This is a genomic window from Blautia segnis, from assembly GCF_014287535.1.
GTDB classification, from domain to species: domain Bacteria; phylum Bacillota; class Clostridia; order Lachnospirales; family Lachnospiraceae; genus Blautia_A; species Blautia_A acetigignens.
On the sequence record NZ_JACOOT010000010.1, the window covers coordinates 82,807 to 107,266 of the forward strand.

The window sequence follows — 24,460 nt, forward strand, 5'->3', positions numbered from 1 at the left end:
ATGCTCGTACTTATCACATATGATGTTAATACAGAAACTGTATCAGGAAAAAAACGGTTAAGAAAAGTGGCGAAACAATGTGAAAACTACGGCAGACGTGTTCAGAATTCGGTGTTTGAATGCATTTTAGACCAGGCGCAAAGTGTAGTGTTAAAACAAAGTTTAATTGATATTATTGATGAGAATGTAGATAGTTTACGCTTTTATTATTTAGGCAATAAATACCAGACAAAAGTAGAACATGTTGGAGTTGAACATGGAATTGCGGTAGATCAGCCACTGATTCTATAAATTACTGGTGCGAATGTGAAGTGCACATAAATTTATAAAGTGATTCGCACCAGAAAAATGATTTAAAACTATATTTTTTAGTTTATTAATATATTATACATTAATGCTTAAAGAATTAATTTGAGTAGCATTTGTCAATGTTTCACAATATTAACTTGAGGATTTGTGAAATATTGCTGTCGCTCCCTTCGCGGGAGCGTGGATTGAAATACACATACCACCATCAACAGACTTGCGATATGAGTCGCTCCCTTCGCGGGAGCGTGGATTGAAATGCTTTGCACATTTCGTTCTCCTGCTGTGCCTTCAGGTCGCTCCCTTCGCGGGAGCGTGGATTGAAATCTCATGGCTGCGAAGCTTTTCGGACAGCTCCTTTGTCGCTCCCTTCGCGGGAGCGTGGATTGAAATTATTGGATCCACCTGCCATACATCCTCGCAGTAGTCGCTCCCTTCGCGGGAGCGTGGATTGAAATTGCCAGCTCCCCTCCATATATGTTGCTGGTATAGTCGCTCCCTTCGCGGGAGCGTGGATTGAAATAAATTGAACCCTACTGACATTAACGTTGCGGCGAGGGTCGCTCCCTTCGCGGGAGCGTGGATTGAAATTCTGGTCATTGATTGCCCTCCTTTTGGGGTTCACAGTCGCTCCCTTCGCGGGAGCGTGGATTGAAATTGCTATATCGGAAATTAGAATTGACCGTGATAAGTCGCTCCCTTCGCGGGAGCGTGGATTGAAATAATGGTACAGGAGAAGGACAGCCACTCGGAATCTGTCGCTCCCTTTGCGGGAGCGTGGATTGAAATGCAGAACGCGAAAAAATCATAATGGAAATGGAAGGTCGCTCCCTTCGCGGGAGCGTGGATTGAAATCTGGCTATTATGATGGGCGGATAATCTGGGATGTAACGGCAGAACCCAAATTAAAAAACGAATCGATACCACCAATTACACCGAACACTCCACCGATTTCAGAAGAACCAGCCGGGGCGGCAAGGACAGCAGCCATACCCCATATGTAAAAACAGAGGACGATACGGATATTATCAGGTAGCTTTTCCTAATGGGATTATCAGTGACCGTACTTAGTATATGCAGACGAAAAGTGAAGAACTTTTGGGTTTGAACTTCAAATTTTTAAGTGACAAACATAACTGCCTGTGATATTATAAAAACGATATAGACGAAAATGATCAGGAAACAGTCATGCCAATACTGCGTGGGCTTTGGAAGCAGGAGAACAGTTCGAAAATATATCGACTGTTCTCTTTTTGCTTTTTAAATATTAATACGGTAAAGCTTTGCTTTCGCATAGTGAGACGGCGAAACACCGAAACGCAGACTACTGAACAGTGATAAAATGGAAAGGAACTGGATATGAGAAAAAATCGAAAGAGCAGCTCCCATACCCATAGAAATAGAATTTACATTACGGCATTTCTTCTGGCTGGCAGTTTTATACTGGGAGGATGTATAATAAAGAAAGAAAAAGGGGCAGACAGCAAACTGCCGGAGATAGTAATCGGAATAGATTACTTCGAACCTTACAGCTATCAGACAAGCGACGGCGAATACAAAGGTGTTGATGTGGAGCTTGCCAGGGAAGCCTTTCAGAGGCTGGGATATCAGCCCAGATTTGAGAATATAGTCTGGGAGGACAAGGATGAGCTGCTGGCTGATGGGACAATAGACTGTCTGTGGAGCAGCTATTCCATGAACGGAAGAGAAGACAAATATCAGTGGGCAGGACCCTATCTGTACAGCCGTCAGATGGTGGTTGTAAGAGCCGAGAGTGAAATCCAGACGCTTCAGGAGCTGAAAGGGAAGAGGATTGCAGTGCAGGCTACTACAAAAGCAGAGGATCTTTTTCTTCATAAGATTGAATCCGATCTTCCGCAGATGGAGCAGGTAAACTGCTTTTCTACCACAAATGAGCTTTATGCCGCACTTAGGAAAGATTATGCAGATGCAATTGCGGGACATGAGGCGATGCTTGGCAGCCTGGTGCAGGATGGTGAGGGGGCTTACCGTATGCTAAAGGAGAGTCCTTATAAATCAGAGCTTGGCGTTGCTTTTAAAAAAGGAACCCACAAGGAAGCAGCAGCTGATCTTACAGAAACCCTCAAAGAGATGCAGGATGAGGGCATTACAGAAGAAATAGTTTCAAAATACGGATTGGATGCGGATGAGATTCTGCCTGAAGGGGAAAGTAAATGAGCAGAAAGATAAGAAAGCAGATGCAGAAAAAGAGGTTTGATAAAAATGCATGTCTACTGGTGCTTATCCTGATTTTTTTCGGAATCCTGACCTTTCTTCTGCTGACAGCAAGTGATAATAATAAACTGAATAATACACTAAATGAGACATTTGATTTTGTAAAAACCTGGATTGAAAGGTATGAGATTTATAATACTAATGACCAGGTAAAGAGTCTGGTACGTCTTATGGACAAAACAACAGAATTAAGCCGGGTCATAGCACAGGAAGGCAATCTCAGCGAGGAGATGCTGGATGAATATGCAAGGGAACAGCGTCTGACAGGAATCCTTGTACTGGATCAGGACCAGAAGGTGGCAGAACAGACAGCGAAGGATGGAGATGCCATGCCGCTGTGGCAGAAGCTGATCGAATGTGATTATGTACATGATATTGCTGATCATCCGGAAAAGACCTATACAACCCGTCTGAGAAATGAAGGAAAGCTTTACGATTTTGCGGCAGTGGCAAGGCAGGACGCAGCAGGAATCCTGATCGCATATGCGCAGAAAGAGGAAGTAAATGAGCTTAACGGTGATCTGACCATGGCATCGTTGTTTTCCGATTTTCCCTTTGAGATGAATGGAAGTGTTGTAATCTGTGATGATAACAAGGTTGTCAGCACAAATAAACAGGAGCTTACTTCTCGCTCTATAGAAGCTGCGAAGAGTCTGTATAAAAACCAATTTAAAGCAGATGTGAATAGAATTGTCCGCCTTCATTCAAAAAACGGGATCTGGTATGGGCGTCAGGAGAAGATAAAGGACTACGATGCATATATCTTTTTCCCGAAGTATCAGGTGTACATCACACGGAATACGGTATGTATGATTTATGTGCTGCTTGCACTGCTTCTTTTTTCACTTTACCGGGTGAGCAGGAGCAGAACAGAAAAGAGAAGTATCCTTCAGGATCAGAAAAGACTTCGCGTGATCGATGCACTTGGTCATGCATATTCCTCGATTTCTCTTGTGAATATAAAGACAGAGGAAATCGAGATCGTAAAAGCTTCAAAGAGCATGAAGCCGGACCAGAAAGGGGATATGCTTTCCAAAGCACACCAGGAAGAGCTTATAAGGCAGGTTATTGCAGAGCCATTTCAGAAGGCATATCGGGAATTTATCAGTATGAGTACTGTGGCAAAGCGTCTGGAGAAACGTGAGATGCTGAGCTTTACAGCTCAGACAGTGGATGAAAGATGGCTGACCATGATCATTGTGCCGCAGGGATATGATAAAAACGGGAAACTATGTACCGTTCTGGTTGCAAACCGTGATGCCACAGAGGAAAAAGAGCGTGAGATAGAGCAGGATAAGAACCTGAGAAATGCACTTGCAGCTGCGGAGCATGCGAACAAGGCGAAAACAGTGTTTCTGAATAATATGTCCCATGATATCCGCACACCCATGAATGCGATCATCGGATTCACAGCACTTGCGACAGCACATATTGATAATACAGAGCTTGTTCTGGATTATCTGAAAAAGATCCATACATCTGGCCAGCATCTGCTCAGTCTGATCAATGATGTGCTGGATATGAGCAGAATTGAGAGTGGCTCTGTTGAAATTGAATATGCAGCGGTACACCTGCCGGATATTCTGAATGACCTGAAAACGATCATCCAGGGCTCTTCATATTCCAGGCAGCAGAAGCTTTCTATTGATACACAGGATATACTCTATGAAGATATTATTACCGACAAGCTGCGTCTGACACAGGTACTTCTGAATATAAGCAGCAATGCGGTAAAGTTTACACCGGCTGGTGGCAGGATCAGCATTTGTGTTTCAGAGAAACCATGCAACAGAGATGGATTTGCAACCGTTATCTTCAGGGTGAAGGATAACGGAAACGGAATGTCACAGGAGTTCCGAAAGCATGTGTTTGATTCCTTCTCAAGAGAGCATACCGTCACAGAGAACGGAATCGGAGGAAGCGGCCTTGGAATGGCAATTGCCAAAAATATTGTGGATATGATGGGCGGTACAATCCAGGTTGAAAGTGAAGTGGGAAAAGGAACGGAATTTACAGTTGCGTTTGAATGCAAAATAGCAGGAGCAGCAGTGAAACAGGAGCCTGCTCCGGAGCCAGGAGATTTGATCAAGAGTGAGAATCAGAAGCCTCAGGTAGAAAGCAAGAGAAGCTATAAAGGCAAAAAAGCTCTTCTTGTAGAGGATAATGAGCTGAACCGCGAGATTGCAACTGCAATCTTGGAGGAAATTGGTCTGGATGTGGATATCGCAGAGGATGGCACGGATGCTGTGAATATGATGTCATCTGCAGAAGGCAGAAAATACGATCTGATTTTCATGGATATTCAGATGCCGAAGATGGATGGATATACTGCAACCAGGGAGATTCGTACGCTGGATGATCCAAAATGCGCAAATATACCGATCATTGCAATGACCGCAAATGCTTTTGAGGAAGACCGCAAAAAGGCAATCAAGGCAGGTATGAACGGCCATATTGCAAAACCAATCAGTGCAGATGCAATTCTGGAAAATCTGGATCAGATTTTCGGGAGATAAAAAGGGAGGATTCGTAATGCGAAAGAAAAAATGGAACAGAGTTTTGTCTGTACTTCTGGTGATGGTGACAGCCATATCACTTCTGTCAGGCTGCGGCGGAAAAAGTGCAGAAAAAGAAGATGCAGAAACTATCACGGTGTATTTATGGAGTACAAGCCTGTATGAAAAATATGCACCCTACATCCAGGAACAGCTTCCGAATATCAATGTTGAATTTGTAGTAGGCAATAATGATCTGGATTTTTATAAGTTTCTTGATGAAAACGGCGGATTGCCGGATATTATAACCTGCTGTCGTTTTTCCCTGCATGACGCAAGTCCCCTGAAAGACAGTCTGATGGATCTTTCCACAACCAATGCGGCAGGGGCTGTCTATGATACATATCTCAGCAATTTTATGAATGAGGATGGCAGCATAAACTGGCTCCCTGTGTGCGCAGATGCCCATGGCTTTGTGGTGAACAAGGATCTTTTTGAAAAATATGATATTCCTCTTCCAACTGATTATGAGAGCTTTGTTTCTGCCTGCCAGGCATTTGAAGAGGTGGGAATCCGTGGGTTTACGGCAGACTATTATTATGATTACACCTGCATGGAAACACTGCAGGGTCTGTCTGCATCAGAGCTGTCTTCTAATGCCGGACGCAAGTGGCGTACCGCTTACAGTGATCCGGATAACACAAAGAGAGAAGGTCTGGACGATACAGTCTGGCCGGAGGCTTTTGAGCGCATGGAACAGTTTATCAAGGATACAGGCCTTGGCCAGGATGATCTGGATATGAACTATGATGCTGTGATTGAGATGTTCCAAAGTGGTAAGCTTGCCATGTATTTCGGCAGCTCCTCCGGTGTAAAAATGTTCCAGGATCAGGGCATCAACACAACATTTCTTCCATTCTTTCAGGAGAACGGCGAAAAGTGGCTGATGACCACGCCGTATTTCCAGGTGGCTTTAAACCGTGATCTGGCACAGGATGAAGCTCGCAGGAAAAAGGCAATGAAGGTATTGAATACAATGCTTTCAGAGGATGCGCAGAACCAGATCATTTATGATGGGCAGGATCTGTTAAGCTACAGCCAGAATGTAAACATCCATCTTACGGAATATCTGAAGGATGTGAAGCCTGTGATCGAAGAAAACCATATGTATATCCGCATTGCGTCAAATGACTTTTTCTCTGTTTCCAAGGATGTGGTTTCCAGGATGATTTCAGGAGAATACGATGCCGGGCAGGCCTATCAGTCATTTAATTCTCAGCTTCTTGAAAAGGAAGATACTTCTGAGAATATTGTGCTGGAATCACAGAAATCCTATTCCAACCGTTTTCACAGCAGTGGAGGGAATGCGGCATATTCGGTTATGGCAAATACCCTGCGCGGCATTTATGGAACGGATGTGCTGATCGCAACAGGCAACAGCTTTACAGGAAACGTGCTCAAAGCTGGCTATACAGAAAAAATGGCCAGATGCATGATCATGCCAAATAGTCTTTTGGCATACAGCTGCAAAATGAGCGGAGCCGAACTGAAAGAGACGGTCAGAAACTTCATAGAAGGCTATCAGGGTGGATTGATTCCCTTTAACCGTGGCTCTCTGCCAGTGTTCAGCGGTATTTCTGCGGAGGTCATGGAAACAGATGATGGCTATACATTAAGCAAGGTTACAAAGGATGGAAAATCAATTCAGGATAATGATACTTTTACAGTAACCTGCCTTGCAATATCAAAGCATATGGAAGCCTATCCGGCAGATGAAAATATGGTATTTGAGGGAGGGGACACCTTTGTGAAGGATACCTGGATAGAATATGTTTCAGATGAAAATGCTATTCTTGCAGAACCTGAAGACTACATTAATGTGAGATGAGAAGAATGAATATTAAGAAGCATAAAACAAACAGAAAGAAAACTATTATGAGAAAACGATTCAGGCTGGCTGCTTTTATAGCTGCCTTTCTCGCAATCGCTTTGACTGTTTCCCAATATTTTAAGTTTGTGTCTGAAACAGTTTATGAGGAAAGTGTTTCTCATCTGACAGAGGTTTTTCATCAGTCTGATAATATGCTGCGGGAACTGGCAAATAAGAATCTGACATATCTTCATATGTGGGGGGAGTATCTGAAGGATACCTCCAGCGAAGATGAAATCCGTGATTATATAGAGAAAGCACAGGAGGATGCCGGATTTTTATATTTCTATTTTCTGTCAGCTGACGGTGATTATAAGATGGTATCAGGTGAAGCCGGGTATCTTGGATTACAGGAAAACTTTGAAAATAAGATCCAGCAGGGAAATGACGTGATCACAAATGCAGTTGTTCCCGGAAAATCCCAGATGCTTGTTTTTGTCAGCCCAAAGGCTCATGGAACCTATCAGGATTTCGAATATGATGCCATTGCCATTGCTTATGAAAACGCGGATATTGTAAATGTACTGGATATTTCCGCTTTTAATGGAAATGCAAAGAGCTATGTTGTTCATCCGGACGGCCGTGTTGTGGTGGACCATTCCCTTGAGTCATGGGGAACTGCCTATAATTTCCTGGGTGTTCTAAGAGAGCATTCGGATATGTCCGAAAAAGAGATTCTTGAACTTTCAGAGAAGTTTAAGGAGGGACATACAGATGCGATGCTGGTAAATCTGGATGGAAGTAACTATTATCTGGTCTATGAAAAATCGGATATTCAGGACTGGGTATTTCTGGGACTTGTAAAGGCTGATATTGTCAATGCCAGTATGAACAGCCTGCAGCTTAGTACGCTTCTCCTTGTCGGCGCAGTCGTGTTCTGCATTGCTGCCTTTCTTATCAGCCTTATTGTTCAAAAGGGCAGGATAAATCTTAAGAAAAAGGATACGGAGATCCTGTACAGGGATGAGCTGTTTCAGAAGCTGTCAATGAATGTGGATGACGTTTTTCTGATGCTGGATGCAAAAACATATAAGGCAGATTACGTCAGCCCGAATGTGGAAAAGCTGTTGGGTATTACTGCAGAACAGATCCGCAAGGATATTTGTATTCTGGGAAAACTCCATTCCGGGACATCTGAAGCTCCGGAGAAGAGTTATCTGGAGAGAATCCAGGTTCATGAACAGCAGGAAGGGGATTTTGAATACGTTCATCAGAAAACAGGGGAACAGCGTTGGTTCCATAATGTTGCAATGTGCAGCGAGGTAAACGGAAAAAAGAAATATATCCTGGTTATGTCGGATCGTACCTCTGACAGGAAAATGAATCAGGCACTTTCTGAGGCAGTTCGCGCTGCAGAGACTGCAAGCCGGGCAAAGAGTACCTTCCTCTCCAACATGTCCCACGATATCCGGACCCCAATGAATGCGATTATTGGCTTTACCACCCTGGCTGTGAGCAACATTGACAATCAGAAAAGGGTACGGGATTATCTTGGAAAGATCCTTTCCTCCAGCAACCATCTGCTTTCACTGATCAATGATATTCTGGATATGAGCCGTATTGAGAGCGGAAGGATCCAGCTGGAAGAAACGGAGGTCAGCCTGTCGGATGTGCTTCATGATCTGAAGACGATTATCAGCGGACAGATCCATGCGAAGCAGCTGGAGCTTTACATGGATGCCATGGATGTTACCAATGAGGATGTCTATTGTGATAAGACGCGGCTGAACCAGGTGCTTCTGAACCTTTTGTCCAATGCGGTTAAGTTTACTCCTGCAGGGGGAACCATTTCTGTCCGGCTGAAACAGTATCCGGGGACACGAAAAGGCAGTGAGCTGTATGAGATCCGGGTAAAGGATAACGGAATCGGTATGAGCCAGGAATTTGTACAGAAGATTTTTTCTCCTTTTGAGAGGGAGCGGACCTCCACTGTGAGCAGGACTCAGGGTACAGGACTTGGCATGGCCATTACCAAGAATATCGTGAATATGATGGGTGGTACCATTGAGGTTCAGACCGAACAGGGCAAAGGTACTGAATTTATTGTCTGTCTGCCATTCAGGATTCAGCCTGAGCACCACCATACAGAAAAAATCGCAGAGCTGGAAGGCCTTAAGGCTTTGGTTGTAGACGACGATTTCAATACCTGTGACAGTGTAACAAAGATGCTGGTAAAGGTTGGAATGCGTTCCGAATGGACACTTTCCGGCAAGGAGGCTGTTCTTCGCGCAAGGCAGTCTTTGGAACTGGGTGATGCATTCCATGCTTATATTATCGACTGGCGTCTGCCAGATATGAACGGAATTGAGGTCACACGCCAGATCCGCAGCCTTGGTGACGATACGCCGATCATCATCCTGACTGCTTATGACTGGTCCGATATCGAAGCAGAAGCCAGGGCAGCAGGGGTAACTGCATTTTGTGCGAAGCCTTTGTTTATGTCAGATATCAGAGAGACTTTAATGACTGCTATCGGTCGGATGCAGGCAGAGGCAGAAGAGGCAGTCCTTCCGGCAGCAGGCTCAGATTTCAGAGGCAGATGCATACTGCTTGTGGAAGACAACGAACTGAACAGCGAAATTGCGGTGGAAATCCTTAAAGAATATGGCTTTCTGGTTGATACCGCAGAAAATGGAGCAGAGGCGGTGGAGAAGGTTAAGAATTCAGCACCAGGGGATTATGATCTGGTGCTGATGGATGTGCAGATGCCGGTAATGAACGGATATGAAGCCACCAAGCAGATCCGTGCACTGGATGAGCCTGCACTGGCAAAAATCACAATCCTTGCCATGACGGCAAATGCCTTTGATGAGGACAGAAAAAGAGCTCTGGAATGTGGTATGAATGGATTTTTATCCAAGCCTATTGTTATAGAGGAATTGATCTGTGCATTACAAAATAATTTAAAGAATCTGTGACGGTTAATGATCCGATAAGCTATGGAGAAAAGAACAATGTATAAAAGCAGAAAAAAATCAGCCGCACTATGCGCGGGGATATTTCTGGCCTTGGGAATGTGGATGATATTGTCAGTATGTTGCCTGGCTGCTGAAATGAATCATGATGAAAAGCAGCCACAGATGGCAGGTCAGGAGGAAGTGGCGCAGCAGAAACTTATCCGCATGGGCTCCTTTGAGGATACCTTTGATTATGTGGATGAAAATGGTATCAGAAGAGGATTTGGCTACGAACTTATGCAGGCTCTGGCAGGCTATACCGGATGGAAGTTTGAGTATGTGAAATGTGACTGGTCCAACTGTTTTGATAAGCTTGAAAATGGTGAGATTGATGTGATGGGGGATATTTCTTACACCGATGAACGGGCACAAAGGATGCTCTTTTCAGAGGAGCCTATGGGTGAGGAAAAATATATCCTCTATGCGGATTTATCACACACGGATATTGAAACATCTGATTTCAAGTCTATGGACGGGAAACGGGTAGGTGTGCTCTTAGGTACAGAGCCTGAAATCATGCTGACAGAATGGGAAAATAAAAACGGCATACATACAGAGCATGTAAATGTGAATAATAATGAAGATGTAGAAAAGAAATTAGCGAATCATGAGATCGATTGCTTTGTATCGCTGGAGGAATCCATCTGGTCTGAACAGGGAATATCATCCGTTACCACTATTGGTAAAGCAGGCATATATTTTGCAATAAATAAAGAGCGCAGCGATATCAAGGCCGAGCTTGATTTTGCTATGCTTCAGCTGGATCAAAATAGTCCTTTTTTTAAGGCTGATCTGTATAAGAAGTATTTTACCCTTGATTATAGTCAGAGCCTTACAGGAAAAGAAAAGTCATGGCTAAAAGAGCATGGTGACATTCGGATCGGCTTTTTGGACAATGCTCCGGCGGTTTTTTCCATGGATGAAGAGACCGGAAAGCTTACCGGCACGCTGGCAGAATATATTTCTTATGCCAAGGACTGTCTGGGAAATCAGACGTTAGAAGTTAATATACAGGCATATGATGCTTATGACGAAATGCTCCAGGCGCTACAGAAGTGTGAAATTGATGCAATCTTTTATGCCAGCAGAAATCCTGATTTTGCAGAAAAAAAAGGCTATACACTTACCAATACAGCCTGGACCTACAGCATGATGGCAGTAACGGATGAGAAATACTTTAATGAGAATGAAGTGCATACAGTAGCTGTGCCAAAGGAAAAAGAAGCCTTAAAACAGCATATTATTTTCAGTTATCCCAATTGGAAGCTGGTTGAGTACGATTCGCTTGCCGATGCGGCAGATATGGTCACCCATGAAAAAGCAGACTGTTTTCTTCTGGGAACCAGTCAGGCACTGAAATACGATAACAATCGAGATTTCAAAAGTGTTCCCCTTACCAAAACAATGGAGGCATGCTTTGCAGTAAAAGGCGGAGAGGGTCCCCTTTTATCCATACTGAACAAAACTTTGAAGACCATGCCCTCTGGCATGCTTACAAGTGCCCTTGCTATCTATGACAGTACAGCAGATAAGGTAACATTTTATGACTTTATAAAAGACAATATGCTTGCTGTTTTTGTCACTGCAGGATTATTTTCACTTAGCATAATCGGCATTATCCTCATGCTTTTAAGAAAAGCAAGGAAAGCAGAAGCAGTGGCAATGCTTGCGGCAAGTGATACACAAAAGCTTAATGACAAGCTGGAAATCGCTCTGAAAAAAGCAGAGGATGCCAGCCTTGCAAAGACCCGCTTTCTTCACAACATGTCCCATGACATCCGTACTCCTATGAATGCAATTCTGGGCTATACACAGCTTATGGAGGATGAACTGAAAGGAAAAGAGCTGCCTGAAACCTTAGATCATTTGAAGAAGCTGAAGCAATCCGGAAATCTTCTTCTGTCAATCCTGAACAATGTACTTGACATGGCCCGGATTGAGAGCGGCAAGATGGAGATTGATGAGAGCTATGGTCAGATTAAAGAGATCCAGCAGACTTTGCTGGAAATATTTGATGATGAAGCAAAGAAAAAGAATATTGCATTTCATTACACAGTGAATGTAGAGCATGAGCATGTGCTCATAGATATTACCAAGGTAAAAGAAATTTTTGCCAATATCCTGAGCAATGCCATAAAATATACCCCATCCGGTGGTTCTGTTACGGTAAACGTAGATGAATTGCCATGCGATGAGCCTGGGTACATGATTGCGAGGACCAGTGTGAGCGATACAGGAATCGGTATGAGTCAGGAGTATCTGACAAGGATTTTTGAGGCATTCACACGTGAGCAAAACACCACAAAAAGCAAAATCGCAGGAAGCGGACTTGGAATGTCAATCGTAAAAAAATATGTGGAGCTCCTCGGCGGAACGATAAATGTGGAAAGTGAGCCTGGAAAGGGCAGTATATTTACCGTTACACTAAAACACCGGATAGCAGATGAAGGCTATTATAAAAAAATGCACGTTGAAACTCCTGGAACAGGCAGTGAAATCCTTGCAGGAAAGAATATCCTTTTGGCAGAGGACAATGATTTGAATGCAGAGATTGCAGTGGCAATACTCGAGCGTTTCGGCCTTAAAGCAGAACGTGTGGAAGATGGCATTCAGTGTGTAAACAGGATAAAAAAGATGCCTGCGGGAACCTATGATATGATACTCATGGATATTCAGATGCCCAAAATGGACGGCTATCAGGCAACACAGGAAATCAGGCACCTGCCAGACCAGGATAAGGCCTGTATACCCATCGTCGCAATGACTGCGAATGTATTTGAAGAAGATAAAAGAGAGGCTGCTGCTGCCGGAATGAATGGCCATATAGCAAAGCCGATCCAGGCTGATGATCTGCTGCCCACATTGGTGGAAATCATAGGGCAGCAAGCTTACAAATAATATGTTTTCTGAAAGGAACAGGCAATATGGTATATACTTGCCGCTATAAATCGCCGCTTGGAGAGATTCTGCTGGCAGCAGACGAAATTGGACTGACCGGACTATGGTTCGAAGGAGAAAAATACTTTGCCGACAATCTGCCAGAGGAACACAAGTCTCAGGAAACGCAGGTTCTTTCCGAAACGAAACACTGGCTGGATATTTATTTTACTGGTAAAGAACCTGACTTTTTTCCGCCATTGCATCCGATGGGATCTGTATTTCGACAGTCTGTATGGGATATCCTCCTGCAGATTCCCTACGGACAGACCACAACCTATGGAGAAATTGCGCACCGGCTTGCCAGAAAACAGGGACTTTCCAAAATGTCTGCACAGGCAGTTGGCGGTGCTGTCGGACATAATGAAATTTCGATTATCATTCCCTGCCACCGCGTAGTAGGCACAAATGGAAGCCTGACAGGGTATGCAGGAGGAATTGCCAAAAAAATATGGCTGCTTGAACTGGAGCATACGGATATGAGCCATCTGTTTGTTCCGGGGAAAAGATGACCGGAAGCTATGGTCTATATGCAGCTTCGTTTAAATCGATTGAACAAATTCCTCCACATAATGCAAGGCAGCTCCGATTGCCGGTGTATACTGTCCATTAGTACCCACCAGTATCTGTGCCTTATCCAGCATGAAATGGTGCAGCCCTGTGAAGACGCTCTGTCAGATAATCAATATCCTCCTCTGTAAAATAAGGTGCAAGATAGCCGCTGAGGATGATGGGTGCATCGATAATAAGGTTAAGATTCTTCATGGCAAATGCCAGATGGTTTAAAAAATCTTTCCAGATCTGCATGATCTGGGGGGATTTTTTTTTGCGCAGAAGAGGGAAAAACTCTTTGATGGGCATACCTGCAGCCTGTTCCAGTGCATTGGCAGAGCAGTAGGTTTCCAGACAGCCACGGCTGCCGCAATAACAAAGTGGCCCATCAGGATTAATACACATATGTTCAAAGGTTCCGCTGTGCATAGAGAGTCCCTGATGAATCTGATGGTTAGTGATGATACCGCCGCCCAGATTCCGGTTCAGCAGGATGATAACAGCACTGTCGAGCTCTGGATGCCTCCATAGCTCAAGGAATGCAGCCGATTTGGAATCATGCTCCAGATAATAGGGATAAGGAAGATATCTGGAAAAATCATCCAGCTTCATGCCTGCATTATTCATGATATCTCCATATAGTACAGTAGTATGATCCGGAGAGGTGATGCCCTGTGTGGCAATGGAGATGCCAAGTACTTTGTCATTGTCATACTGGTGTGACAAAAGGAATTCCTTTATCGCGTCTGTAACCTGTTTATAGTAATCCGGTGTGTCAGAATAGGGATGCGAAATGGTATCTGTATAGAAAGCATTTCCATACAGATCTACAGCAGTAATATGAAACATTTCTTTTAAAATACCGACACCAATGGAAATTTTGAAATCTGACACAATCTGAATGGCGTTTGCTTTTCTTCCACCGGTGGATTCAAAAAAGCCATTTTTTTCTATAAGACCTTCCTGCTCCAGAAGGTTCAGATTTTGGCTGACAGTGGATAAACCCATCTGTAGCTCCTGAACAATCTGCAGCTTGGAGGTCGTTTTTTTTCTGTAAATATATTGGTAAACCTTTGATTTATTTATTTTTTTGAGACTTATGTTGGTCAATCCCTTTTCGCTCATAATATTCTCCTGATTATGTTATAAGATAATGTTAAGTTCCAAACTTATTGTAGCATAGAACGAAAAAAAGCAATACAAAGGAATCACATTGAAATGGTAAAAATAGACAAAAAAGTTCTTTGAAAATTATTATTTCTGTCAATAGATTTTTAAAAAGAAAAGATATATACTCAACTTACGATTGAGATATAAACGTAAGTAAAAGACATAACAACAAAAAAGAAGTATAGTAAGAAGACAAACTAGGAGGATATAACATGAAGTTATCAATGAATGGAATTAAGGAACAGGAAGCATGGAATAAGGCAGGAATCACCCTTCCGGGCTATGATGTGGCAGCAGTTTCTGAGAAAGCAAAGAAAGAACCAGGATGGGTTCATTTTGGTATCGGAAATATTTTCCGCATATTTATCGGCGGGATTGCAGATGGACTTCTGGAGGATGGAATTCTGGATCGTGGTATTACCTGTGTGGAAACCTTTGATTATGATGTGGTAGATAAGATTTATGATCCCTATGACAATCTGGGATTAAGTGTAACCCTGCATGGCGATGGTACACGTGAATACAAAGTGATTGGAGCCTTAGCAGAAGCAGTGAAAGCACAGTCCTCTGATAAAGCACAGTGGAATCGGCTGAAGGAGATCTTTACCAGTAAATCCTTGCAGATGGTTTCTTTTACGATCACAGAGAAAGGATATGCATTGCAGAAAGCGGATGGAACATGGTTCCCGTTTGTTGAGGCAGATATCAAGAACGGACCGGATAAGGCGTGTGGTGCTATGGCAGTTCTGGTTGCAATGCTTTATGAAAGATATAAAGCTGGCAGATATCCGATTGCACTGGTTTCTATGGATAACTGTTCACAAAATGGCGCAAAGCTTAGAGAGTCCGTTCTGACAATGACAGAAGAGTGGAAGAAGGCAGGATTTGTTGATGAGGGATTTGTGAACTACATAAGTGATGAGAAGGTAGTGGCTTTTCCATGGACAATGATCGACAAGATCACACCTCGTCCAAGTGAGCAGATTGCAGCAGACCTTGAAAATATGGGGGTTGAGAATATGCAGCCGGTGATCACAGGCAAGAAGACATATATTGCGCCATTTGTCAATGCCGAGAAACCGCAGTATCTGGTAATTGAGGACAGCTTTCCAAATGGCCGCCCGGCTCTGGAAAAAGGCTTTGGCGTATATATGGCAGACAGAAACACCGTGAATCTTCCAGACTGACAGCTATACCTCTGGGAATTGCAGGATGGCTCAGATACATGCTTGGTGTAGACGATGAAGGAAATAAATTTGAACTTGCACCGGATCCGATGAATGAGGAGCTTCAGGAACAGTTTAAGGATATTGCAGCAGGTAAACCTGAGACTTTCACAGATCAGCTAAAACCAATTCTTTCCAATGAGCGCCTGTTCTTTACGGATCTTTATAAAGCTGGTGTGGGAGAGAAGATTGAGGATATGTTCCGCGAGATGCTTGCAGGACCTGGAGCTGTAAGAGCAACAATACACAAATATGTTGGATGATTTTTGCCGGACAGAGACTATAACTGATTTTCAGGAGGAAAATAAAAATGACAGAAGCGGCATTTGCGGCTGAGCCATCAAGGCTGTTGATCGCAGCAGCGGCAGGTATTGTATTGTTACTGCTGCTTATTATCAAGTTTAAACTTCACCCGGTATTATCCCTGCTGATCTCAGCTCTGGTTATAGGGCTTGGAGCCGGCATGCCGATTCCGACTCTGGTCAGCACAGTAGAGAAGGGTGCAGGTGAAACTCTGCAGGGAATCGTATTGCTGATCGGACTTGGATCTTTATTTGGAGGAATTCTGGAGGTGTCAGGAGGAGCACAGTGTGTTGCCCAGACACTGATAAACAGGTTTGGTGAGAAGAAAGCCGGAATCGCACTTGGAATCACGGGACTGGTAGTTGGTACAACTGTATTTTTTGAGGCAGGTGTTGTGATTCTGATTCCACTGGCATTCGGACTTGCCAGAAAAACCAAAAAATCCACATTATATTATGTGATTCCTTTATTGGCAGGTCTTGCAACAGGATTTGCATTTATTCCGCCATCAGCAGGCTCTGTGCTTGTTGCAAATATGCTCAATGTGGATCTGGGGATTATGATTGCAGTGGGTGTGCCGGTTGGTATTCTCTCTCTGATTTTTTCCGGGATTTTGTGGTCAAAATTTATCGGCACCCGTATTCATACAGGACTTCCGCTCAATATCCAGGAGGTCAGGGAAGAAGAGGAAGCAAATCTTCCTGCATTCTCTACTGTGCTGTGTATTATCCTTGTTCCGCTGGTTTTAATTTTATGCAATACACTTTCTGCATATATTCCGGGAATTGATACTATCCGTCCTGCACTGGAATTTCTCGGAACACCATTTGTGGCATTGATCATAGCTGTATTATCTGCCATGTATTTTCTTGGCAAAAAGCATGGCTATGACGGAGAACAGTTAAAGAAGATCATGGACCGTTCCCTGCGCCCCACAGGACAGATTTTGCTTGTTATTACAGGTGGAGGAATTATCCGCTGGGTATTGCAGGACTGTGGTATGTGTGACATCATCGGACCGGCACTGGAGAAGAGCGGTCTTCCGCTGGTGCTTGTGGCATTTCTGATTGCAGCATTAATCCGTGCATCAGTAGGTGCAGCAGTAGTGGCTATGAAAATGGCAGCCGGTATTATGGCAGCTATGCCAGGAGTGGCAGGATTATCTCCTGTTTATCTGGCAGCTATGGTCTGTGCTATCAATGGAGGCGCAACAGCATTCAGCCATGTGAATGATTCCGGATTCTGGCTGGTAAGCTCCCTGCTTGAGATAGATGAGAAGACAACCTTAAAATCATGGACAATGATGGAAACGATTATAGGCTTTACAGGACTGATCTGTGCAATTGTAATCAGTCTGTTTGCCTAAGATGAATTTAGTGAAGCAAGACGGACGCGTTCCTCCAGGTGTGCCGGGGCAGCCAATGACGAATTTCGGGATTTGGCTCCGTCGCCTATTGACAGGTGGGGAAGCAAACTCGCCCTATCGGGCTCAGACAGTGCATCCCCACCTGTCGCTTACTCGCCAAATTCCCGAAATTCGCCAATCGTCTGTCCCGGCACACCTGGTGGAACGCTGGCTATTGAAAACTATTCCCGCGATCTGCACATCCGAATATTGCAATGCACAGCGGTGAATTAACGGCTAAGGACGCACCTGAAATGACCTGCTTAGGAGTAACAGGTGTCCAGAGGCTGTGCATCAGCTGAAACTCCCTTTAATGCCAGTCAATAAGCATCGGGTTGCACTTGGAAACAGCAGAACCTCAGAGTACGTGTATCTGTCTGAATTCCCTCCCAACGCCAGTGAAGAAGTATCGTTTTAGCATATTCTCCTTACCAGTAACCAGTGAGTTCGCAATGTATATTCGTGAGCAGGTCATTCCAGGAGCGATCTTAACGGAGACGAGATCCACTGTCTACGGAGACTTAACATCGAAGGCTCTCCTGAGATGTTTAGTCGCAGTTGACAGTTAGCTCGGCGAAGTGTTGCGACGACCTGCGATGAATATACATTGTGAACTCACGTCCTGCAAACGATTGCTTCACTAAATCCCGCTACAATTTATTATGACAAAGAAAAAACCGATTAGAAGACTATTTGTAGAGTTTTTATCGGGAAAACAGAATTTGATAGTGAAATTTCAAAAACGATGTGATGCAAAAACTATTCATAAGAACAGGATTCATGTATAAAATCATGCATGAGTCCTGTTTTTGTGGTATTATTAAAAAACTATGTGCATTGGATATCAGATGGAGGTACTTATGACAGAAAGAGAAAAAATGCTGGCAGGAGAACTATATGATTGTGGAGATGCGGAACTGCTGACACAATGGCATAAGGCAAAAGATTTAGTAAGAGATTATAATCAGACAAATTCTGCAGATGCGGATGAAAAAGAAAGAATTCTGAAAGAACTTCTTGGAGGAAAAGGCAAAAATTTATGGATAACAGCTCCTTTTTACGTTGACTACGGTAACAATATTTATTTCGGAAACAACTGTGAAGTAAATATGAACTGTACTTTTCTTGACGACAATGTAATTCGTATCGGGGATAACGCCTTAATTGCACCAAACGTACAGATTTATACGGCGTTTCATCCGACAAATGCCATAGATCGCTTTGGAATACCTAAAGAAGACGGATCATTTGAATTTTGTAAAACACAAACAGCACCAGTTATCATTGGAAACAATGTATGGGTTGGTGGCGGAGCTATTATTTTGCCAGGCGTTACCATCGGAGATAATGTTGTGATCGGAGCAGGCAGTGTTGTAACAAAAAATATTCCCGACAATGTGATTGCTGCAGGCAGTCCCTGCAGAGTGATCCGTAGGAATCAGTAACAAACACATTTTATCCAGATAACTATACAAGTGGGAGGTTATTATATGTGTGAAATACAGAAGAAAATCGAATTACTACAGAAAATTGCACATCGATTTAATGAGGCAAATATAGAGTGGGCTTTAGGCGCATCTATGCTGCTGTACTTTAAGGGGATTATTTCTGAATTTCATGATATTGATTTAATGGTCTCTGTTCATGATGCTGAACAGGTCCGGACTATTTTATCAGAAATGGGAGAACTTCACGCACCAGTTTCTGCTCCTGATCCAATGTATCGTACAAAGGTATTTATGGAATTCATCATTGATTCTGTAGATATTGATGTTATGGCTGGATTTTCAATTGTAAGCGAAGGGAAGGTTTATGATTGTTCTCTTGACAAAGAACAAATCGTGGAAAGAATGACGCTTGGAACAGAAGTCATTCCTTTGCAATCCCTACAATTATGGTGTAAATACTATCGGCTGATGGGCAGAAGCGAAAAAGCTGACATGATTGAAAGAATGCTGTAGACTGCAAGATGTGATCTATCCATATCGAAATAAATTTTTGAAATAAGTAAAGCATAATATACGGAGAAAAAATATAAACATTCTAGTTGTGATTGATATGCAGAACGATTTTATTGACGGAGCACTTGGCACACCAGAGGCCGAAGCTATTGTTCCAAATGTAGTAGATAAAGTAAAGAATTTTAATGGGCTTGTGCTGGCAACGAGAGATACTCACGGCGAAGATTACCTTCAGACTCAGGAGGGCAGGATGCTTCCTGTAGAGCACTGCATTCGTGGCACCTATGGCTGGGAAATCCGAGAAGAGATTGCAGAGCTTCTGGAAGCTCTTCCCATTGATAAGCCAACCTTTGGAAGCGAAACCTTGGGGAAAGTGTTAAAGGAATTTAATAAATCAGAGCCCATCGACAGTATTACATTGGTTGGTCTTTGCACGGATATCTGCGTAATTTCCAACGCCATGCTGCTGAAAGCATTTTTGCCGGAAGTGCCAGTTATTGTGGATTCCCTCTGTTGTGCAGGTGTGACAGCAGATAGCCATGAACGGGCTCTGGAGGCTATGAAAGCGTGTCAGGTCGAGGTTGTCTGAGCCAAGGGAATGTAGTATGAAGTACAAAACTACAGAATAAGAAAAATCCCATGTCAAAGAAGCTTTGCATACCTGTTTTTCCCGCTGTAAAAGGCAAATTGCTTTTCATTTGGCAGAAATTTTTATATAATCCAAGTGAGAAAGCAAAACCGATTGGAAGAACAGGAGACAAGCAAATATGAACATTGGAACGCAGATATTAAAAATACGAAAAGAAAAGGGGCTGACCCAGGAGGAATTTGGAAAAATATTTCATGTTACCAGACAGACTGTGTCTAATTGGGAGAATGAAAAGAGCTATCCGGATCTGCAGATTCTCATAGACATCAGCAACCGTTTTGATATTTCTCTCGACATCTTAATAAAGGAAGATGCCAAAATGGTAAAAACCATGGATAAAGAAAGAGTGCTTGGATCATTAAAACGGGAAAAGTCCGTTATTGACTTTTTTACAGGTGCAGGAACTGGAGTTGTAATCACCTGCCTGTTTTCAGCTGATACAATGGCAAGAACAGTTACCATTGTATTAGGCGTGATCATGATCGGAATTGGATGGTATCGCGAAGCAAAATACGACAAAAGATTGTTCAGATATATGAATGATGAAGAACGGTAGGTGGAGAGCATGAAAATCTGGCGTGAACTGTTAGGCTATGTGAAAGTGATTGTAATAGTAGTGGTGATTACTCTGGTTATCAATAATGTTGTTTTGATTAACGCAAAAATCCCTTCACCCTCCATGGAAAAAACACTTATGGTGAAGGACCGTCTTTTCGGCTTTCGGCTTGCGTATGGAATTAATCTTGATCTGTTTGGTTATAAAATCTCTGAAAAGTTCAAGGATCCGGAGTGTTTTGATATTGTAATATTTAAATACCCAGATGATGAAAGCCGTCTTTTTATCAAAAGAGTGATCGGACTGCCGGGAGAGGTAGTGGAAATTAAGGATGGGAAGGTTTATATTGATGGTTCTCCCACTCCATTGGATGACTCTTTCATTCCGGAGAAAATGGTCGGAAGCTATGGCCCGTATACAGTTCCGGAAAATTGTTATTTCATGCTTGGTGATAACCGGAATGATTCGAAAGATTCACGTTCATGGAAAAACAAATTCGTGCGATTTGACCAGCTTGTGGGAAAAGCTGTTGTAAGATACTATCCGTCTTTTAAGTGGTTACGGTAGAGTTGAGGGGTTAGCGTTAGAGGATTGGACTAAGGAAGATTGATTGATGAGAAAAAAGTTGACACATACTACATCTTGTTAAATGGCCTTTTTGCTGCAAAAAACAAAAATTAAAAAAATGCCAGAAAGTCAGTCAAGACATGTTAGTTCATCTTGCCTGACAATTCTGGCATGGCAAAAATTAAATCAATTGATGAGTCGGAACATTTTCCCGGCGTTCCTGATGCTATTCTAATTCATTTGACATCTTTTCGCAAATAGTCTGATAGATTTCCTTTGTCTCTGAATCATTTGCACCATTTACGACCAATATTTTTCCATCTATGCTCATGACTACATATGAATGACAGGATGAATGGGTATACCGGATATAGTCTCCATAGACATCATTTCTAAAATTTCCCATAGCATATTTAAGATTTCCTAAACCATTGGTTCTATAATCGTTCCGGTTCTGAGATGGATTTTCTTCATATGAGATACTGTCAATCTGCGTATAGTCTACTGTATAATCGCTCCAGCCTTGTGCCTCAATAGTAAAATCTCTATCCTCGAAACGAATTTCAATACTTCCCAAGAACAACGTCCATATAACGAATATAATGGTTAAAATGGCTATGCTTCCGTACACCACAATTGTTTTTTTGCTATACTGAATTTTTAATTTTTCTCCGGTCGCTATCTTTTTCCTATAAAAGAGATAAGAATAGAGAATGCTGATGATTGCAGCTGCCATAATGCTTATAATATACAAAACAAGGGCTGCCATATTTTCCTCAAAAAGACCACAGAGCATACACAGAATACCTGCTGCCATCCATAGCTTCCCACTGAATCTATGAGTTGCATTCCAGTTTTCTTCATCCTGCAATGTCCATATAACCCGGATCCCTATCGTATTGTTCTGTTTTACCTTTGGCAGATAATTTCCTATAACCATGAACAGTAAGCCTGTTCCATAATACATGAATGCCATAAACAGGTTCTCCATGCCAGCCCCGGTATTTACCAATCTGGAAATGCCATTATAAAGCAATGTAATAACAGGTACCATCCATATAGCCATCCCTATAACCTTAGGGCTCTGTTGTCGGCTTCTGTTATCATAAAATATGATTGCTACAAATATACAGTGCGTTACTACAAAAAGTACATTTATCCATTTGCCGTGTGTACTCGTAAAACCTACCAGGACTCCTGCAAGAATTACCAGTATAGAGCTGATTAATGAACCTCTATATTTTTTTATCATTTCCTTCATCGTCCGATGCTCCTTTCAAATCTGTTATCCACAGCATGACATCTTCCAATACGGAAGTGTTTAATTCATAATAAATAAACTTTCCTTCTCTTTGGTTTCGGATCAAATCAGCTTCCTTCAATATTGCCAGATGTCTTGATATGGATGCTCCCGTTACTGAAAAATGTTCGCAGATTTCTCCGGCTGAAAGCCGTCCATTCTTCAATAAGTTCAAAATCTCACGTCGTATTGGATCAGCCAGTGCTTTTAATGTATCTTGTATACCCAAAAATTCATCACATCCCTTTATTTAACATTTAACCTAATTGCTAAATGTATTATAATGTAAGGGATATTATTTGTCAAGAACCAGTTACTTAAAAAAACAAACTGTTTTATTTTTAGAAAAAATTTCAGAAAAAAAGGCTTTCTGCAAGATGTGCGTCACAATTTGCAGAAAGCCATTTTCAAAGCCGTTCTAGTGCAACATTATTTGCTATATGAGTATCAAAATAAATAATGAACCTATTGACACTACTAGGAGATAGTTCATTGGAACGAGATAAAGAGAAATACCAGTATTCCTATGAAGATATTATTGAGATGTTGCAGGCTAATGTAAAGCTTACAGATGTTCATAAATAAATCCTTTCGTTTATCATAGGCTCCTCCCACTGCCTTTAGGCGGTGGGAGGAGCCTTGTAAATCGTTATCTATTATCCCTGACTCTCGATATATTTTTGTATAGTTGCTGATGACACTTCTCCAATGCTACAAGCAAAATAACCATCTGACCAAAATATTTTTTTCTTCCAATACTGTTTTGATAAGACCGAATTATACTTTTGGCATAAGTATTATGTTGTTTCCTGCTTTACAATTTTAACAATGTCGCATACTCTATCCGTTGCATCATAACTTAACAAAAAATGTATATGGTCTTTGTCTGTTTCCATAGCAATTATTTCGTAGCTACGAGTATTGGCTATATCGAGAATCTTTTGTTTCACATCATCAGCAATAGAGCCTTTTAGTAGTTGTTTGCGGTATTTGGTTACAAGAACTATATGTACTTTCAGACTGTATTTTCGTCTGTTATGACGATTAGAAGAGGAAAAAGTGTCAGGTCCCTTTTATGCAATGAAATTTCCTCTGGGAGTAGGAAACACTACCAGGCATGATGACATTTATTATGAGCAGAGGAAGATCATTACCAATATTGCAGACAGGGAAAACTGTATTATTGTGGGCAGATGCGCAGATTACACTTTGCAGGATCATGATAATATTTTGAAAATTTATATTTATGCGCCTTATGAAGCGCGAATGCGAAACTGCGTAGATATATTGAAAATGAAGCCGGACGCTGCGAAAAAAATGATTTCTGACGTAGACAAAGCCCGTGCATCATACCACAAACATTACGCCGGATATCTGCCGGGAGATTACGAACATATGGATTTCACAATCAACAGCGCCTCCCTGGGAATCGACCACAGCGCAGAGGTGATCCGTGACATTGTTCTGAAAAAGTTTGGGGATATGATGTAGGGAAAATTTTTGATTGCCTTTACGGAAATCAGGTTTCATGGTATCATAATTTTATTGTTAGAGTGATGGTATCTTGGAACCTTTTTTCTGTAAAAAGATATTTCCAGAAAGGAGCCTGCATGGGAGAAAGAGTATTTAATATAACTGGTCCGTGTGTTCCGCTTCTTTATACTGGAGAAGAAATACCGTATCAGTTTAATAATCCGGAAATTGATCTTGGCACCATGTATGGAATTCTCAAAGAAAAGGAACAAAAGCTTTGGAGCAATTGAAAACATATCTGTCAATCAAACAGCAGAAAACAGGATATTTGCTTAGTTTTTGTGATAATGTGAAATCTCCGAGAGAAGATAAGAAATTTGAAATGGATGGATATACCATATACGAAACAATAGTAGC

General features: G+C 42.3%; 18 protein-coding genes, 2 pseudogenes and 1 CRISPR repeat array. Of the genes and pseudogenes, 16 read left to right on the forward strand and 4 right to left on the reverse strand.

From position 1 onward, the window contains the following. The 7 genes from cas2 to H8S54_RS04450 all read left to right on the forward strand — a co-directional run bounded on the left by cas2 (position 1) and on the right by H8S54_RS04450 (position 13,393). Complete coding sequence (cas2, locus tag H8S54_RS04420) at positions 1-291, forward strand: CRISPR-associated endonuclease Cas2 (RefSeq protein ID WP_173766759.1); 291 nt, start codon at positions 1-3, stop codon at positions 289-291. A gap of 178 nt (positions 292-469) precedes the next feature. Further along, positions 470-1,161: a CRISPR direct-repeat array (repeat unit 32 nt; unit sequence GTCGCTCCCTTCGCGGGAGCGTGGATTGAAAT). A gap of 504 nt (positions 1,162-1,665) precedes the next feature. Further along, positions 1,666-2,505, forward strand: coding sequence for a substrate-binding periplasmic protein (locus H8S54_RS04425; protein WP_186901008.1), 840 nt, complete (start codon positions 1,666-1,668; stop codon positions 2,503-2,505). Continuing rightward, complete coding sequence (locus H8S54_RS04430; RefSeq protein ID WP_186901009.1) at positions 2,502-5,078, forward strand: ATP-binding protein; 2,577 nt, start codon at positions 2,502-2,504, stop codon at positions 5,076-5,078. Before H8S54_RS04425 ends, H8S54_RS04430 begins: the two co-directional genes overlap by 4 nt. Before the next feature lie 16 nt (positions 5,079-5,094). After that, positions 5,095-6,945, forward strand: coding sequence for an ABC transporter substrate-binding protein (locus H8S54_RS04435; RefSeq protein WP_186901010.1), 1,851 nt, complete (start codon positions 5,095-5,097; stop codon positions 6,943-6,945). A gap of 47 nt (positions 6,946-6,992) precedes the next feature. Further along, positions 6,993-9,905 carry a hybrid sensor histidine kinase/response regulator gene (locus tag H8S54_RS04440; RefSeq protein WP_330600094.1) on the forward strand — a complete coding sequence of 971 codons (2,913 nt, stop codon included), beginning with the start codon at positions 6,993-6,995 and terminating at the stop codon, positions 9,903-9,905. A 135-nt stretch (positions 9,906-10,040) separates the two neighbouring features. Further along, positions 10,041-12,842: an ATP-binding protein gene (locus H8S54_RS04445; protein WP_243176643.1), complete on the forward strand. Its 2,802-nt coding sequence runs from the start codon at positions 10,041-10,043 to the stop codon at positions 12,840-12,842. Between the two features lie 26 nt (positions 12,843-12,868). Continuing rightward, positions 12,869-13,393, forward strand: coding sequence for a methylated-DNA--[protein]-cysteine S-methyltransferase (locus tag H8S54_RS04450; protein WP_186901013.1), 525 nt, complete (start codon positions 12,869-12,871; stop codon positions 13,391-13,393). A 121-nt stretch (positions 13,394-13,514) separates the two neighbouring features. On the opposite strand, the gene H8S54_RS04455 is transcribed toward H8S54_RS04450, so the two are convergent. Continuing rightward, positions 13,515-14,441 carry an ROK family protein gene (locus H8S54_RS04455; protein ID WP_243176645.1) on the reverse strand — a complete coding sequence of 309 codons (927 nt, stop codon included), beginning with the start codon at positions 14,439-14,441 and terminating at the stop codon, positions 13,515-13,517. 374 nt (positions 14,442-14,815) lie between these two features. Between H8S54_RS04455 and H8S54_RS04460 the strand changes: the two are divergent. From H8S54_RS04460 to lepB, 7 genes and pseudogenes are all read left to right on the forward strand, one after another. Next, positions 14,816-16,092, forward strand: a pseudogene (locus H8S54_RS04460) (mannitol dehydrogenase family protein). Positions 16,093-16,139: 47 nt separating this feature from the next. Then, positions 16,140-17,498, forward strand: coding sequence for a GntP family permease (locus H8S54_RS04465; RefSeq protein WP_186901014.1), 1,359 nt, complete (start codon positions 16,140-16,142; stop codon positions 17,496-17,498). An 899-nt stretch (positions 17,499-18,397) separates the two neighbouring features. After that, complete coding sequence (locus H8S54_RS04470) at positions 18,398-18,982, forward strand: sugar O-acetyltransferase (RefSeq protein WP_186901015.1); 585 nt, start codon at positions 18,398-18,400, stop codon at positions 18,980-18,982. A gap of 45 nt (positions 18,983-19,027) precedes the next feature. Beyond that, positions 19,028-19,498, forward strand: coding sequence for a nucleotidyltransferase domain-containing protein (locus H8S54_RS04475; protein ID WP_117852434.1), 471 nt, complete (start codon positions 19,028-19,030; stop codon positions 19,496-19,498). A 73-nt stretch (positions 19,499-19,571) separates the two neighbouring features. Further along, the gene (locus tag H8S54_RS04480) at positions 19,572-20,087 is read left to right on the forward strand and encodes a cysteine hydrolase family protein (protein WP_186901046.1); all 516 of its coding nucleotides are present in this window, start codon (positions 19,572-19,574) and stop codon (positions 20,085-20,087) included. Between the two features lie 178 nt (positions 20,088-20,265). After that, the gene (locus tag H8S54_RS04485; RefSeq protein ID WP_117852436.1) at positions 20,266-20,703 is read left to right on the forward strand and encodes a helix-turn-helix domain-containing protein; all 438 of its coding nucleotides are present in this window, start codon (positions 20,266-20,268) and stop codon (positions 20,701-20,703) included. Between the two features lie 9 nt (positions 20,704-20,712). Then, positions 20,713-21,270, forward strand: a complete 558-nt coding sequence (gene lepB, locus H8S54_RS04490) for a signal peptidase I (RefSeq protein ID WP_186901016.1) — start codon at positions 20,713-20,715, stop codon at positions 21,268-21,270. Between the two features lie 226 nt (positions 21,271-21,496). Here the strand turns inward: lepB and H8S54_RS04495 are convergent, their stop codons facing one another. The 3 genes and pseudogenes from H8S54_RS04495 to tnpA all read right to left on the reverse strand — a co-directional run. Then, complete coding sequence (locus H8S54_RS04495) at positions 21,497-22,531, reverse strand: SdpI family protein (protein ID WP_117852439.1); 1,035 nt, start codon at positions 22,529-22,531, stop codon at positions 21,497-21,499. Continuing rightward, the gene (locus H8S54_RS04500) at positions 22,506-22,799 is read right to left on the reverse strand and encodes an autorepressor SdpR family transcription factor (protein ID WP_147343004.1); all 294 of its coding nucleotides are present in this window, start codon (positions 22,797-22,799) and stop codon (positions 22,506-22,508) included. The genes H8S54_RS04495 and H8S54_RS04500 overlap by 26 nt, the downstream gene beginning before the upstream one ends. A gap of 427 nt (positions 22,800-23,226) precedes the next feature. After that, positions 23,227-23,616, reverse strand: a pseudogene (tnpA, locus tag H8S54_RS18800) (IS200/IS605 family transposase); the annotation flags it as partial. A 13-nt stretch (positions 23,617-23,629) separates the two neighbouring features. On the opposite strand from tnpA, the gene H8S54_RS04510 reads away from it, so the two are divergent. Both H8S54_RS04510 and H8S54_RS04515 read left to right on the forward strand, forming a co-directional pair. Further along, positions 23,630-24,061 carry a cytidylate kinase-like family protein gene (locus H8S54_RS04510; RefSeq protein ID WP_021924564.1) on the forward strand — a complete coding sequence of 144 codons (432 nt, stop codon included), beginning with the start codon at positions 23,630-23,632 and terminating at the stop codon, positions 24,059-24,061. A 119-nt stretch (positions 24,062-24,180) separates the two neighbouring features. Then, the gene (locus tag H8S54_RS04515) at positions 24,181-24,333 is read left to right on the forward strand and encodes a hypothetical protein (RefSeq protein ID WP_021924565.1); all 153 of its coding nucleotides are present in this window, start codon (positions 24,181-24,183) and stop codon (positions 24,331-24,333) included. Positions 24,334-24,460 lie beyond the last annotated feature (127 nt).